The sequence below is a fragment of the Thermomonas beijingensis genome (genome assembly GCF_020034655.1).
Lineage (GTDB): Bacteria > Pseudomonadota > Gammaproteobacteria > Xanthomonadales > Xanthomonadaceae > Thermomonas > Thermomonas beijingensis.
This window is the reverse complement of record NZ_JAIQDJ010000010.1, coordinates 16,555-30,873: the sequence shown is the minus strand read 5'-3', so window position 1 is coordinate 30,873 and position 14,319 is coordinate 16,555. Positions and strand designations below refer to the sequence as shown.

13 protein-coding genes are annotated in these 14,319 nt (G+C 62.8%); 8 read left to right on the top strand and 5 right to left on the bottom strand.

The genetic code is table 11. From position 1 onward, the window contains the following. Positions 1-19: 19 nt before the first annotated feature. A complete protein-coding gene (locus K7B09_RS12035) occupies positions 20-940 on the top strand; it encodes a lauroyl acyltransferase (RefSeq protein ID WP_223629709.1) in 921 nt (306 codons plus the stop codon). Positions 941-960: 20 nt separating this feature from the next. On the opposite strand, the gene K7B09_RS12030 is transcribed toward K7B09_RS12035, so the two are convergent. Genes K7B09_RS12030 through def form a run of 5 tightly spaced genes read right to left on the bottom strand, consistent with a single transcriptional unit; the run spans position 961 to position 6,423 of the window. Beyond that, a complete protein-coding gene (locus K7B09_RS12030; protein ID WP_223629708.1) occupies positions 961-1,971 on the bottom strand; it encodes a glycosyltransferase in 1,011 nt (336 codons plus the stop codon). Positions 1,972-2,013: 42 nt separating this feature from the next. Further along, positions 2,014-3,684, bottom strand: a complete 1,671-nt coding sequence (locus K7B09_RS12025; RefSeq protein WP_223629707.1) for an ArnT family glycosyltransferase — start codon at positions 3,682-3,684, stop codon at positions 2,014-2,016. Between the two features lie 24 nt (positions 3,685-3,708). Beyond that, on the bottom strand, positions 3,709-4,992 hold the full coding sequence (rsmB, locus tag K7B09_RS12020; RefSeq protein WP_223629706.1) for a 16S rRNA (cytosine(967)-C(5))-methyltransferase RsmB: 1,284 nt from the start codon (positions 4,990-4,992) through the stop codon (positions 3,709-3,711). After that, complete coding sequence (gene fmt / locus K7B09_RS12015; protein ID WP_223629705.1) at positions 4,989-5,906, bottom strand: methionyl-tRNA formyltransferase; 918 nt, start codon at positions 5,904-5,906, stop codon at positions 4,989-4,991. The genes rsmB and fmt overlap by 4 nt, the downstream gene beginning before the upstream one ends. Positions 5,907-5,910: 4 nt before the next feature. Further along, positions 5,911-6,423 (bottom strand): peptide deformylase, encoded by a 513-nt coding sequence (def, locus tag K7B09_RS12010; protein WP_223629704.1) that lies wholly within the window; start codon positions 6,421-6,423, stop codon positions 5,911-5,913. Positions 6,424-6,600: 177 nt separating this feature from the next. Between def and K7B09_RS12005 the strand changes: the two genes are divergently transcribed. The 7 genes from K7B09_RS12005 (at position 6,601) to tsaC (ending at position 14,268) form a co-directional block, all read left to right on the top strand. Beyond that, positions 6,601-7,767, top strand: a complete 1,167-nt coding sequence (locus K7B09_RS12005; protein ID WP_223629735.1) for a LysM peptidoglycan-binding domain-containing protein — start codon at positions 6,601-6,603, stop codon at positions 7,765-7,767. Positions 7,768-7,843: 76 nt separating this feature from the next. Then, positions 7,844-8,974, top strand: a complete 1,131-nt coding sequence (gene dprA / locus K7B09_RS12000) for a DNA-processing protein DprA (protein WP_223629703.1) — start codon at positions 7,844-7,846, stop codon at positions 8,972-8,974. 48 nt (positions 8,975-9,022) lie between these two features. Continuing rightward, positions 9,023-9,514, top strand: coding sequence for a DUF494 family protein (locus tag K7B09_RS11995; protein ID WP_223629702.1), 492 nt, complete (start codon positions 9,023-9,025; stop codon positions 9,512-9,514). A 22-nt stretch (positions 9,515-9,536) separates the two neighbouring features. Further along, positions 9,537-10,166 (top strand): DUF4339 domain-containing protein, encoded by a 630-nt coding sequence (locus K7B09_RS11990; protein ID WP_223629701.1) that lies wholly within the window; start codon positions 9,537-9,539, stop codon positions 10,164-10,166. Then, a complete protein-coding gene (locus K7B09_RS11985; protein ID WP_223629700.1) occupies positions 10,163-10,990 on the top strand; it encodes an RDD family protein in 828 nt (275 codons plus the stop codon). Before K7B09_RS11990 ends, K7B09_RS11985 begins: the two co-directional genes overlap by 4 nt. A 147-nt stretch (positions 10,991-11,137) precedes the next feature. Beyond that, positions 11,138-13,720, top strand: a complete 2,583-nt coding sequence (locus tag K7B09_RS11980) for a DNA topoisomerase I (RefSeq protein WP_223629699.1) — start codon at positions 11,138-11,140, stop codon at positions 13,718-13,720. Continuing rightward, positions 13,717-14,268 carry an L-threonylcarbamoyladenylate synthase type 1 TsaC gene (gene tsaC, locus K7B09_RS11975; RefSeq protein WP_223629698.1) on the top strand — a complete coding sequence of 184 codons (552 nt, stop codon included), beginning with the start codon at positions 13,717-13,719 and terminating at the stop codon, positions 14,266-14,268. Before K7B09_RS11980 ends, tsaC begins: the two co-directional genes overlap by 4 nt. Positions 14,269-14,319: the final 51 nt, after the last annotated feature.

Here is a 14,319-nt window from a genome sequence, read left to right as displayed (position 1 = left end):
CGCCCTCTACAATGCCGGAATGAACGCATTTGCCGCCGCTGTGCTATATGCCTTGGCATGGGCCGTCGCACGCCTGCCGTGGGTCGTGCTGCGGGCTTTGGCCGATGGCATGGCGCATGTGTGGCGGCGGCTGGACGCCCGCGAAGCGCGCGTGGCGCGGCGCAATCTGGAGCTGATCCGCCCCGAGCTGGATGCCGCTGCACGCGAAGCACTGCTGGCCGAGATTCTGCGCACCACCACCCGCCAGGCGTTTGAAACCCTGCGCCTGTGGACGCGACCGGCGGCATGCAATCTGCGCGACATCGTTGAAGTCCACGGCGAAGCACTGTTCGATGCGGCAGTACAGTCGGGGCGCGGCTTGATCGTGGCCGCGCCGCATATGGGCAATTGGGAATTGCTCAATCAATGGCTGGCGAAAAAAACGCCACTGGCCATTTTGTATCGGCCACCGGAATCGGCCATCGGTGAAGCCTTCTTGCGCCGTGTGCGTGCCAATGTGGAGGGTGATGTCGAGCAAGTACGCGCCGAGGCCTCGGGGGTACGCACCTTGCTCAAGCGCCTGCAAAAAAATGGCGTGGTCGGCATTCTGCCGGATCAACAGCCCAAGGCGGGAGAGGGTGAATTTGCGCCGTTCTTCGGCAAGCAGGCGCTGACCATGACCCTGCTCGGGCGGCTGGCCAACCGCAGCGGTGCGACCGTATTGCTGTGTTGGTGCCAGCGCTTGCCCGGCAAAGGCGTGCCAAAGTTTGCATTGCATATTGAAGCCGCCCCAGGCGCCATCGCCGATGCCGATCCACAACGTGCAGTGACCGCACTTAACGCCGGAGTGGAGGCCATAGCACAACACGACTTCGCGCAATATCAGTGGACCTACAAGCGCTATACCCTGCGGCCACCGGAAAGCGGCGAAGAAAATCCGTATTGGGATTTGTATCGTTGAGCGCTGCTTGCAACTGTTGATCAGCCCCTGCGCGCAAGCCCCATGCGATAAAACGCGTCGATCTGCGGCAGTTTGGCTTCAATGCGAAAACGTGCCATCGGATACTCAACGCGGGCGGGTGGCGTGGCACACGCAGTGCGAAGTGCCAGCGCCAGTGCAGTGGCATCGTCAATGCCCACCAGCGGGGTGCCGATCTGCGTCGCCAGATGCTGAGCGCCTTCGCTGGCACTGGCCACGATCGGCAGGCCGGCTTGCATGGCTTCCAGCAACACCAAACCAAACGGCTCCGAGCGCGCCGCGCTGACGAACACATCAAACGCGGCCAGCCAATCCTGTGGTGAAGCGGCAAAGCCGGGCATGATGATGGTTGCGTCGGCCAATGCGCGCAAGCGTTTGAATTCACGGCCCTGGCCAATAATGGCAAGCCGGGCATCGGGCAGGTTCGCGCGATGAAATGCGTCGATCAACACATCCAAGCCCTTGCTGCGCTCGATTCGGCCCAAGGCACCGACCAGCACGGTGGTGGCATCAATGCCATAAGCGGCCCGCAGACGCGCGCGCGCAGTGCTGTCAGCGGTATGTGGCATGGTCCAATTGTCGATTTGCACCGACTGTGAGCGCAACGGTTCAGGAATCGCGGCAAGCTGCCAAGGCGCAATGGCAATCAGGCCATCCAGATCGCGGTGTTGCCGCGCTTTGTAGCGGATATGCAGGGTAGCGACGCGTAAGCCATCGCCACGCAGCCGGCGCAGCGCATGGCAGGCCTTGCTCAAATGGGCATGCGCAACGTCCGGCCGCAGGCGTTGCACCACGCGACGCGCCTGCCATGTACTCAGCAAATTCCCCACCCAAACAATCTTTACCTTCGGGTCAACCCGCTGTGCAATTGCATCTGCACGTGGCTGTCCAGCCGCACGGCGCAAGACAAGACTCACGTCGTGGCCGGCAGCCGCTTGTGCCGCCGCCAGCTCCAAAACGTGGCGCTCGGTACCGGCAAAGCGACTGGTCAACAGGAGATGGACGATGCGCATGCAGCCTCGAATGGGGTGAACGGGAGCATCCCCGCGTGGAATTCAGTGCGGCAATGACCGGCGAAGGCAAGGGTTGGTCGCCCCAGCATCCAGTAACCACCAGCGCCGCCCATTGGCCATGCCCATATCGCGTGCCAACGATTTGCCAACGCAGGCCGGCAGGCCGTCGCCTTCTTCCACCAGCAGCCAGCGCGTGGCGGGCTGTTGCAGTTGCCAGCGCATGCCATCGGCAAATTGCTGCGCGGACTCGCGCTTGAAGCCGAAATCGGTGGTGGGGCGGTCGGCCATCAGCATCTGTTGTTCACGCCAGCCGACCAGCCCCAGTTGCGCGTCGGGGCCAATGGCCTGGCCAACATTGCGCATCAGGCCACGTGATGAGCTGCCGTCGTTGAGCAAGGGTGCACCGATCAGCGAATACAGCACCCACAGGGCGGTGAGCATCGCAATCAGCGCGTAATGTGCACGCTGGCGGCCAAACCACAGACAGGCACCCAGCCCGAAGCCGCCACTGGCCACGAACATCCACGCAAGGCCCTGCGCTACCTGTGCATCGCGGCCCTCCATGAAGCTGCGCGCAAACTTGGGGTCACCGGTGAGCATGGCGATCCCTGCCGCCAGCGCCACCAGTGAAAACACCAGCACAAAGCCCAGCAACAGGCGCTGCGCATTGGGTTTGCGCAGCAGGCCCGGCAACAGCGGTGCCAGCGCCAGCGCCAGCATCGGCAGTGCGGGCAGGATGTACATGTCGCGCTTGCCGGAGGGAATGCTGAAGAACACAAACACCAACACGACCCAACCCAGGAGTACGGCATAGCGTGCATCGCGGCGCTCAAGGCGGTGCTTCCACGCCGGGATCGCCCATGGCAGCACCAGCAGGGTCGGCAGCCAGGTGGTCAGCGCAACTTCGATGAAGTACCACCACGGCTGGCCGTGGTGCCAGGAATTGGCATAGCGGGTGACGGTTTGCCGCAGCAAAATGTCATCCACATAGGCGCGGTAGGCATCGCCGCCATTGCCCAATGCCGCAATCAGCATCGGTATCAGCCAAACCCCGCACGCCGCCAGGAAGGCCAGCGGGCCAAGCCAGAATCTTGGATTGCGTGCGTGCACGCGCACATCGGGCCAGCCGCGCAGCGATGCCATGCCGGCTGGAATCAGCATCAGCAGTGCGATCACGCCCACGCCCTTGGTAATGGTGCCCAAGCCTGCCGCCGCGCAGCCCAGCGCCCACATGCGCCAGTCGGGGCCCTTCCACACATGCCGCAGCAGGCCATAGCAAGACAGCGTGATCCAGAACACCACCATCGGATCGATCTGCGCTTTCTTGGCCTGGAAGGTGAACTGGATGGTCAGCAGCACCGCCCAGCCGGCGTAGATGCCCACCCGTGGTGTCCATAGCCGCTTGCCCAGATCGACCACGCACCACAGTGTGCCCAGTGCGGCCAACAGCGAGGGCAGCAGGAAGGCGATACGCAGATTGCCGGTCAGCCACAGCAGGCTGGCCTGCATCCACATGAACAGCGGTGGTTTGTCCGAATACAGTTCGATGCCGCGCTGTGGAAACAGCCAGTGGCCGCTTTCCACCATGTGTTTGGCCACCAGCGCGAAGCGCGGCTCGTCGGCCGGCCACGGGTCACGCAGGCCGAGGCCGGTGGCCAGGATCAGCAGGGCAAACAGCCAAAACAGCCAGAGGTCGCGGCGAGTGAGGGTCATGGCCAATAGTCTGAACGGGAACGGTTAGCGTTTTCTCAGCCGCGCACAGAAAAACCCGTCCATGCCGTCTTCGCCGGGCAGGCGCTGGTGCCCAAAGCCGGTGTCGTGGCCGAAGTGGGCGGCCAGTGGTGCGAGTGCGGCGTCGGCGGTGCGGGCCAGGAAGGCTTCGATTTGCGCGCTGTTTTCGGCACGCACGATGGAGCAGGTGGCATACACCAGCGTACCGCCGGGGGCGAGCAGTGGCCACAGTGCGTCCAGCAACTGCGCCTGGATGCAGGCCAGTGCCACCACATCGGCCTCGCGCCGATGCAGCAGCACATCGGGTTGCCGGCGCACGATGCCGCTGGCGCTGCACGGGGCATCGATCAGGATCGCGTCGAATGGCGTGCCATCCCACCACGCGGCGGGCGATGTGGCATCACCCACCCGCACCTCGATCCCCAAGCGCAAACGGGTGAAGCTGTCTTGCATGCGGCGCATGCGGCGGGCATCCACATCCAGTGCGGTGATGCGCAAGCTGGCATCGCGTTCGGCCAGATGCGCGGCCTTGCCACCGGGGGCGGCGCAGGCATCCAGCACCCGGCTGCCGGCTGCGGGTGTCAACGCATCAGCAATGGCCTGTGCGGCAGCGTCTTGCACCGATACCAGTCCTGCATCAAAACCCGGCAGCTGCTGTACCGGCACGGCGGCATGCAAGCGCAGCGCATCAGCCAAGTATGGGGCGTCGGTTGCCTCGATCCCCGCTTCGCGCAGCAAATTCCAATAATCATCACGCACGATCCAGCGCCGATTGACGCGCAGCCACAGCGGCGGCATTTCAGCGCTGGCTGCAAAAATTGCATCCGCCTGTTGCGGCCAATCGCTGCGGATCTGTTGCGCCAGCCATGTCGGCCAAGCCGCTTCGGGCGCGGCGGGCGGTAGCGCTTCACGGGTGGCGCGGCGCAGCAGGGCGTTGACCATGCCGGCTTGATGTGCGCGCCCCAGTGCGCGTGCGGCATCCACCGTGGCGGCCAGTGCGGCATGCGCGGGCAAACCCATTTCGAGTTGGGCAAGGCCAACCAGCAACATGCTGCGCAAATTGCCATCACGTTGCCCCAGCGGCCGTGCCATCCACGCATCCAGCGCTGCGTTGTAGCGCACGCGCTGGCGCAGTGCCGTCATCGCGATGGCCTCGACCAAGGCGCGGTCGCGCGGGTCGGGGAGTGTCGGCAATGCGCTGCCCAACGCTGCCTTCAGTGAGCGCCCGTGGTGCAAGACGTCTTCCAGCACATTGGCAGCGGTCATGCGGCTGGCAACGCCATCACTCATGGCAGCACATCGCGGCGGGCATTGCGGTAATCCTGTGCACTGATCGGTTTGCCGCCGTCGCGCTGCAAGCTGAGCAGGCGCAGCACGCCTTGTCCGCAGGCGACGTCGATGCCCTCGCGCCCTGCGCCCAGTACGCGTCCCGGTGCGGTGTTGTGGGTCTCATCCAGCGCACAAGCGGCATGGATGCGCACGCGTTCGCCCAACAGCTGCGCTTCGGCCACCGGCCATGGGTTGAACGCGCGCACCTTGTTGGCCAGCACGGTGGCGGGAAGCACCCAGTCGAGCCTGGCTTCAGCCTTGTCCAGCTTATGCGCGTAGGTCACGCCCGCGGTGGCTTGCGGCTTGGGCGGCAACACAATCGTGGCGCGCAGCAGACCCAGCGCATCGGACAGCACGCGCGCGCCGAGTTCGGCCAGGCGGTCGTGCAGCTGGCCGCCGGTGTCATCGGGACCAATGTCGATCGCCTGCGAGAGCAGCACCGGGCCGGTGTCGAGCCCTTTCTCCATTTGCATCAGGCACACGCCGGTTTGGCGGTCGCCGGCTTCGATCGCGCGCTGGATCGGTGCCGCGCCGCGCCAACGCGGCAGCAGCGAGGCGTGCACGTTCCAGCAACCGTATGCGGGAATCTCCAGCACCGATTGCGGCAGCAGCAGACCGTAGGCCACCACCACCATCAGGTCGGGCTTGAGTGCGCGCAGCGTGCGTTTGGACTCGGCGCTGCGGAAATTGTCCGGCTGGAATACCGGAATACCGCGCTGTACCGCCTCCAGTTTGACCGGCGAAGCCGTCAGCCCGCGGCCGCGCCCGGCCGGGCGGTCGGGTTGGGTGTACACGCCCGCCACTTCACCGCGCAGGGCTGCGGCACGCAGGCAGGGCACGGCAAATTCGGGCGTGCCTGCAAAGACGATGCGCATGGGGTCAGGCCGCGCTGCGCTTGGCCTTCAGCAACTTCTTGCGGACCATTTCACGTTTCAGCGGGGACAGGTAATCGACAAACAATTTGCCGTCTAAGTGGTCCATTTCGTGCTGTACACAGACCGCCAGTACGCCATCGGCGTCCAGCGAAAACGCCTGTCCGTGGCGATCCAGCGCCTCCACCGTGACGGTGTCGCTGCGTGTCACGTCCGCATAAATCCCCGGCACCGACAAGCAGCCCTCCTGATAGACCTGTTCGCCCGCCCGGGCACTGATCCGCGGGTTGATGAACACCAGTGGCCGGCTTTTGTCCTCGGTCACGTCAATCACCATGAAGCGCTTGTGCACGTCCACCTGGCTGGCGGCAAGGCCGATTCCGGGGGCTTCGTACATGGTTTCAAACATGTCGTCGAGCAAGGTTTGGAACGCCGGTGTGGCCAATTCCGCCGGGTCAACGTCGGCGGCTTTGGTGCGCAGGCGCGGGTCGGGAAATTCAAGAATCGGGAGCATGGACATGGCGGAAATCCGGTATTTGACAGCCCACACGGCTGTCCGCTGCCGATTGTAGCCGCTCAAACCTGCACCATCGCTTGCCAGACCGATTGGATTGTGAGCTATATTGAGCGGGCGACAGGGGATTTTGCCAAGAGCTGCGGGGAGATAGCGATCATGCTTGAACGGGTTTCCAACCTGATGCGTTCCAATGTGCCGCGCTCTCGCGGGCTGCGCACGATGCTTGCTGCTGCATTGTTGACGGTGGCCACCTATGCGGCGGCGGCACAAATGCGCGGTGACCATCCGGATTCTTACGTGGTGAAGCGTGGCGACACCTTGTGGGACATTTCTGCGCGCTTCTTGAAGAAGCCTTGGCTGTGGCCGGAAATCTGGCAAGCCAATCCGCAGATCAAAAACCCGCATTTGATCTATCCAGGTGACGTGCTGAGTCTGGCGTACTTGGATCGAGTGGCGGTGCAGCCGGGCGCACGGACCGAAAGCCCGGTCAATGCCGTGCCGCTGGCGGAAATCGAGCCGTTCCTGAAAGACATGCGTATCGTGTCCGATATTTCCAGCCTACCGTATGTGGTGGGCTTGGAAGATGGCCGTTTGCACGCATCACGGGGCCAAGTGGCGTATGTGCGCGGCTTGGAAGGCATTGCTGCCGGTCAGCGTTATTTGATAGTCCGCCCGGAAAAGCGCTATCGCATGGTAGAACGCGCCGGGATGTGCTGTGACGTGTTCCAAGGGCAGGAGCTGGATGCGCGTGGCCATTCCGGCCCGGATGACGGCACCTTGTGGAGCAATGCGGTCTTTCCGAGCAAGAACACCGAGTTTCTGGGCTATGAATTGGTGACCCAGACGGTAGGCACGGTGACCCGTGGTGAAGTGGCGGGTATTCAGGCCAGCACGGTGTTGTTGGATGCCGAAGGCCGTGATGTGCGCGCTGGTGATCGCTTGATTCCGGTTGAGGCGCAAACCTACGACCTGCAGTTCTTTCCGCATCCACCCAAGCAGCAGGCCAAGTATGGCCGGGTGACGGTAATGTCGGTGGCCGATCACGACAAGTTCGGCGGCACCCGCGACGTCATCGCCATTTCTGGTGGTGCACGCGAGGGCATCGACAATGGCACCGTGTTCTCGCTGTGGAAGCGTGGCGACGCGGTCACCGACAAGATCAAATCGGGGCTGGATGCCAACGACGACATCACCTTGGCCGAACACAAAGTGCGCCTGCCGGATGAATTTGCCGGTCATGCCATGGTGTTCCGCACCTTCGACAATGTCAGCTACGCCTTGGTGATGAGCAGCGTCAAACCGGTGCGTGTGGGCTACGAGCTCAAGCACCCGGACGCGTCTTACTGAGTTTTCAGGGTTTTCCGACCCAGTACCGCAACGGCACCTGAGGGTGCCGTTGTTGTTTGTGCGTGATGCTGGAGGCATGTCAGATCGTTGCGAACATGAACCTCTTCTGCGCCTGCTGTTTAGTGGCGCGCCGGCCTCAGGGCTGCGCCGCCTGCTGGATTCGCACGCCACCGCGCAGGCGGCTATTGCAGCTGGTGCACGCGATTGGGCCAGCCACGGCCTGGCCGCGCCGGCCTGCAATGCCATCCGCACACCTGATGCGGCGGCGCTGCGCAATGCGGCGGACTGGCTGCAAGCACCCGGGCACCATCTGCTGGGCTGGCGCGATGCCGACTACCCCCCACTACTGCGGCGCATCGGCTCGCCGCCTGCAATGTTGTTCGTGGCCGGCGACCCGGCCCGGTTGTGGCGGCCTGCGGTTGCCATTGTCGGCAGCCGGACTGCCACCGCCGGCGGCTGCGCCAATGCCGGGCAGTTTGCGCGGCAGCTGGCCAACGCCGGGTTCTGCATCGCCAGTGGGCTGGCTGCCGGGATCGACGCCGCCGCCCACAGCGCCACGCTGGAGGCGGGTGGAGTCACCGTCGCAGTGTTGGGCACCGGCCCGGATATCGCCTACCCAACGCGCCACCAGACATTGCTGGAGCGCATCGCGGCCACGGGTGCCGTGGTGTCCGAGCACCCCCCCGGTACCGGCCCGCTGCGCCAGCACTTCCCCAGCCGCAACCGCATTTTGGCGGGATTGAGTCTGGGCACCTTGGTGATCGAGGCTGCACTGCGTTCAGGTGCGCTGATTACCGCCCGTCAGGCCGCCGACGCCGGGCGCGAAGTGTTTGCCCTGCCCGGCTCCATCCACAACCCGATGGCGCGTGGCTGCCACCACCTGATTCGCGAAGGGGCCGCGCTGGTGGAGTCGGCGCAGGAGGTCATCGACGTCCTCAGTCCTTCGGTTCTGGAGTTGGCCCGCGCCCTGCGTGGCGAACTGGATAGCGTACCCATCCAACCATTGGCGGCCCTGCCGGCACCGCATCAAGACAATGCCAACTACAACCGGTTGTGGCCTGCCTTGGGTCATGACCCAACCGGTATGGACGAGCTGGAGGAGCGCACCGGATTGACGGTGGCCGAACTGTCGGCCATGCTGCTGACGCTGGAACTGGAAGGACGGGTGGTGGCCGAGCACGGCCGCTACTGCCGAATCGGCGGTTGAGACCAGCAATCAGCAGCAACAGCGCCTTGGTGGCGCAGGCAGGGGGGGATGAAAGAAAGCATTCTGGACGTCCTGCTGTATCTGTTCGAACACTATTTCGCCAACGACATTGCGCTGGTGCCCGGAAATGCGTCTGGCAGTCAAGACGGTGCGTTGATGGGGGAGTTGATCGAAGCCGGCTTCGCCCCCGATGAAATCCACCGCGCATTTGACTGGCTGGATGTGCTGGTCACCCAACGCCCGGCCGCAAGCCCGGCCCGGGTCAGCGCCCCGATCCGGGTGTTCCAGGGTGCGGAGCTGGACAAGTTGGATGTGGAAGCACGCGGTTTCTTGCTGCTGCTCGAACAGCACGGCGTGCTGGATGCAAACCAGCGCGAATTGGTGCTGGATCGAGCCATGGCGCTTGATCAAGACTCGCTGGATCTGGATGATCTGAAATGGGTGGTGTTGCTGGTACTGTTCAATCAGCCGGGTAGCGAAGCGGCCTACGCCTGGATGGAAACCCAGATGTATCTGGACGATCCCGAACCACTTCATTGAATGATTTGAACACGGAGGTTGCATGACAGAGTGGTATTACGCCGCAGGGGGCACCGAGCAGGTTGGTCCGGTACCGGCAGAGCGATTGGTTGAGTTGTTGCGGGCGGGGACCATTACGCCCGACACCTTGGTGTGGCGTACAGGCTTGGACAGTTGGCAGCCGTTGCAACGCAGCCTTGAAGAATTGGGGGTGCACGCGGTGCCGCCGTTGCCGCCCACGTTGCCGCCAGCACCACCTCCGATGCAGGCCAATGTCCCACAGCCCGGCATTGTGGTGCATCACGCACCCGCGCCCAAGCCACGTGGCATGTCTGGCTGCTTGATTGCGGTGATTGTGGCGGCGGTACTTGCGGTACCGATGATCGCGATTCTCGCCGCCATTGCACTTCCGGCCTACAACAGTTATCGGGTGCGTTCTGCCGAAGGGGCATGTTTGGCGGAAATGAAGGCCTATGCCAACAGCGCGGTGGCAGCCATGAATCATGGCGAATCCCCCGCAGCGCCACCGCATGGGGCGTGCAGTGAGGCGGATGCCGCAGTGGACATGCAAACGCCGATCACCGGCGTCCCCAAAGCACCGGGCAAGAAAACGATTACCTGCGAAATGCAGACGGCCACCTGCTCCATTGATGCTTCCGAGAACACCCCATGACCCAATGGCATTACGCAGATCGCAATCATCAGCAGTGTGGCCCGGTGGACGATGCCGAATTGGTGCGCTTGTTTCGCAATGGCGATATTCGGCTGGACAGTCTGGTGTGGCATTCGGGATTGCCGCAATGGCAGGCGTTGAGTGATTTTTCCGAGGCGTTGGGTCTGCAAGCTGCTGCGCCAGCCTCACCCTATATGCCGCCGGCCAGCGAGGTGCTGGGCGAGGAGGCCGTCGTCAACGGCGGCGAAGTGGTATACGCCGGGTTTTGGAAGCGGGTGGCGGCTTACATCATTGATGGCTTCATTGCCGGCATCGTGGGCGGCATGATCGGCGGAGTCATTGGCGCAATGATGGGCGTTGCCTCCATGGGCGATCCCAGTGGCGGCAAATTCCTCGCCGTACAGCTGCTCAGTAATCTGGTGGGGATGGTCATTGGTGTTGCCTATTTTGCTGGGATGCATGCCTCCAGTGCGATGGCCACACTGGGCAAAATGGCAGTCGGTATTAAGGTGGTTCGCTCGGATGGGCAGAAGATCAGTTTTTTGCGCGGTGTGGGGCGCTACTTTGGACTGATCGTGAGTTCATTGACGCTGTGCATTGGCTTTGCAATGGCCGGCTTCACCGAGCGCAAGCGCGCCCTGCACGACATGATGTGTGACACCCTCGTGGTGGATAAATGGGCATTTACCTCGCACCCCGAATGGCAGCGCAAAGAGCTGGGGGCCGTCACCATCACCATCTTGGTGTTGGGTGGTTTGTTGCTCGTGGTTGGGGTGCTGGCCATTATGGCGGCGGTGGTGTTTGCGGCTCGTGCCAGCCACTAAAGACAGGCTTTGCAATATCGCGGCGCTTGACACGGGGCATACATTCGTGATTCCACTATAAATAGCGCCCGGGGCATCTGCTCCGGGCGTTGGCATCTTCGCCGGCTGCATGCACCGGCTCACTGCACTTCGGAAAACCGCGTCGCCATGGCTAAAAATCTGCTTATCGTCGAATCGCCCGCCAAGGCCAAGACGATCAATAAATATCTCGGCAAGGACTTCACCGTTCTCGCCAGCTATGGCCATGTGCGCGATCTGGTGCCGAAGGAAGGTGCGGTAGATCCGGACAACGGGTTTGCGATGCGCTACGAGACCATCGAGAAAAACGAGCGCCATGTGGATGCGATTGCCAAGGCCGCCAAATCCGCCGACCACTTGTTCCTGGCCACCGACCCGGACCGCGAAGGGGAGGCGATCAGCTGGCATATCGCCGAGATTCTGAAACAGCGCAACCTGCTGCAAGGCAAGAGCTTGCAGCGCGTGGTGTTTACCGAAATCACTCCGCGGGCGATCAAGGACGCGATGACCCAGCCGCGTGATATCGCCTCGGACTTGGTAGATGCGCAGCAGGCGCGGCGCGCGCTGGACTATCTGGTGGGCTTCAACCTGTCGCCGGTGCTGTGGCGCAAGATCAAGGCGGGGCTGTCGGCCGGGCGCGTGCAGTCGCCGGCGCTGCGCATGATCGTGGAGCGCGAAGAAGAAATCGAAGCCTTCATCGCCCACGAATACTGGTCGGTGGAAGCCGAATGCGCGCATCCCGCGCAAGCCTTCACCGCCAAACTCATCAAATTGGATGGCAAGAAGTTTGCGCAGGATACCGGCAAGCTGGAATTCACCCTGACCGACGCCAACGCCGCGGAAGCGGCGCGCCTGCGCATCCAGCAGGCTGCCGCCGGCAAGTTGCATGTGACAGATGTCACCAGCAAAGAGCGCAAGCGCCGGCCGTCGCCGCCGTTCACCACCTCCACCTTGCAGCAGGAAGCGGCGCGCAAGCTGGGCTTCACCACCCGCAAGACCATGCAGGTGGCGCAAAAATTGTATGAAGGTGTGGCCATTGGTGATGAAGGCGCGGTGGGCCTGATCAGCTATATGCGTACCGACTCGGTGAGCCTGTCGCAAGATGCCTTGGCCGATATTCGCGACGTGATTGCGCGCGATTTTGGTACGGCCTCACTGCCCGACAAACCCAATTTCTATCAGACCAAAGCCAAGAACGCGCAGGAAGCGCACGAAGCCGTGCGCCCCACTTCGGCACTGCGCACTCCCACCCAAGTGGCGCGGTTTTTGACCGACGACGAGCGCAAGCTGTACGAGCTGATCTGGAAGCGTGCGGTGGCCAGCCAGATGATTCCGGCCACGCTCAATACCGTCAGTGTGGATTTGAGTGCGGGCAGCGAACACGCCTTCCGCGCCAGCGGCACCACCGTGGTCGTGCCCGGTTTTCTGGCAGTGTATGAAGAAGGCAAAGACAGCAAGAGCAAGGACGATGAGGACGAAGGCCGCAAGCTGCCGCTGATGAAGCTGGGCGATACGGTGCCACTGGATCGCATCCATACCGACCAACACTTCACCCAGCCACCGCCGCGGTTCACCGAAGCCTCGCTGGTGAAAGCGCTGGAGGAATATGGCATCGGCCGGCCGTCCACCTACGCATCGATCATCCAAACCCTGCTGGGCAAGCAGTACGCGCTGCTGGAAGGGCGGGCCTTCAAGCCCACCGATATTGGCCGTGCGGTGAGCAAATTCCTGTCCAACCACTTCCCCAAATATGTCGATTACGACTTCACCGCCAATCTGGAAGACGAGTTGGATGCGGTGAGCCGTGGCGAAGAAAATTGGATCCCCCTGATGGAGAAATTCTGGGGTCCGTTCAAGGAATTGGTGGATGACAAAAAGGTCTCGCTGGACAAGGCCGACGCCGGCAGCGTGCGCGTGTTGGGCGTGGATCCCGCCAGTGGCCGCCCGTTGAGTGCGCGCATTGGCCGGTTTGGCCCGCTGGTGCAAATTGGCACCGTGGAAGACGAGGAAAAACCGCGGTTTGCCTCGCTCAAACCCGGCCAAAGCATCTACAGCATCAGCCTGCCGGAGGCGCTCCAGTTGTTCGAGATGCCGCGCCAGCTGGGCGTTGATGCCAACGGCGAGGAAGTGAGCGTGGGGATCGGCCGGTTTGGCCCGTTCGCCAAGCGTGGCAGCACCTATGCCTCATTGAAGAAAGAAGATGACCCGTATGCCATCACTTTGGCGCGCGCCATTTTCCTGATCGAAGAAAAAGAAGAAATCGCCCGCAACCGGGTCATCAAGCAATGGCCCGACAGCGACATCCAGGTTCTCAATGGCCGCTTCGGGCCGTATCTGTCCGATGGCGTGCTCAACGGCAAAATTCCAAAAGACCGCGAGCCGGCAGCGTTGACCCTGGCCGAAGTGCAGCAGTTGATGGCTGACACCGGCAAGCCTGCGCGCAAGGGGTTTGGCGCGAAAAAGACGGTGGTCAAAAAAGCTGTAGCGAAGAAAGCGACAGCGAAAAAAACCGCCGCTGACAAGCCAGCCAGGAAAGCCGCCGCCAAGAAGCCTGCGGCGAAAAAGGCGGCCCCAAAAGCCGTTGCCAAAAAATCACCGCTTCTGTATTCCAGCGGTATTGCGCCGGCCAAGCCACTGCTCACTGCAGCCAAAGTCGAGCCTGGTAAAAAGCGGGTGGTGAAAAAAACCAACCATGGCGATGCCCCGTTTTGAAATCCATTGACACCATCACCGCGCTACTGCGTCAAGGTGGCGTGATTGCCTACCCCACTGAAGGCGTGTGGGGCTTGGGCTGCGATCCGCACAACGAAGTGGCGGTATTGCGATTACTGGCGCTCAAGCAGCGCGATGTGGCCAAAGGCTTGATCCTGATCGCCAGCGATGAAGCCCAGTTGGCGGCGTTCATCGAGACTTCGCCATTGAGCCAGGCACAGCTTGCGCAGGTACGCGCCAGCTGGCCGGGGCCAAATACGTGGATCGTGCCGGCATCGGCCAATGCACCGCGTTGGATCACCGGTGCGCACACCGGCATCGCCGTGCGCGTGACGGCGCACCCGCTGGTGCGGGCACTGTGCGATACCTTCGGTGGCGCACTGGTGTCCACCAGCGCCAATATCGCCAGCGAGCCCTCGCCGTGCAGCCGCGCCGAACTCGATCCGCGCATCCTTGCGGGTGTGGATGCCATCAGCGAAGGCGAGACCTTGGGCCGCCAGCAGCCCAGCACCATTCGCGATGCGCGCAGCGGCAGCACGTTGCGCTGAAACCCGCAGGGGCCTTGTGTTTGCGGGCCCCGGAAGCAGTTTCAAGCGCAA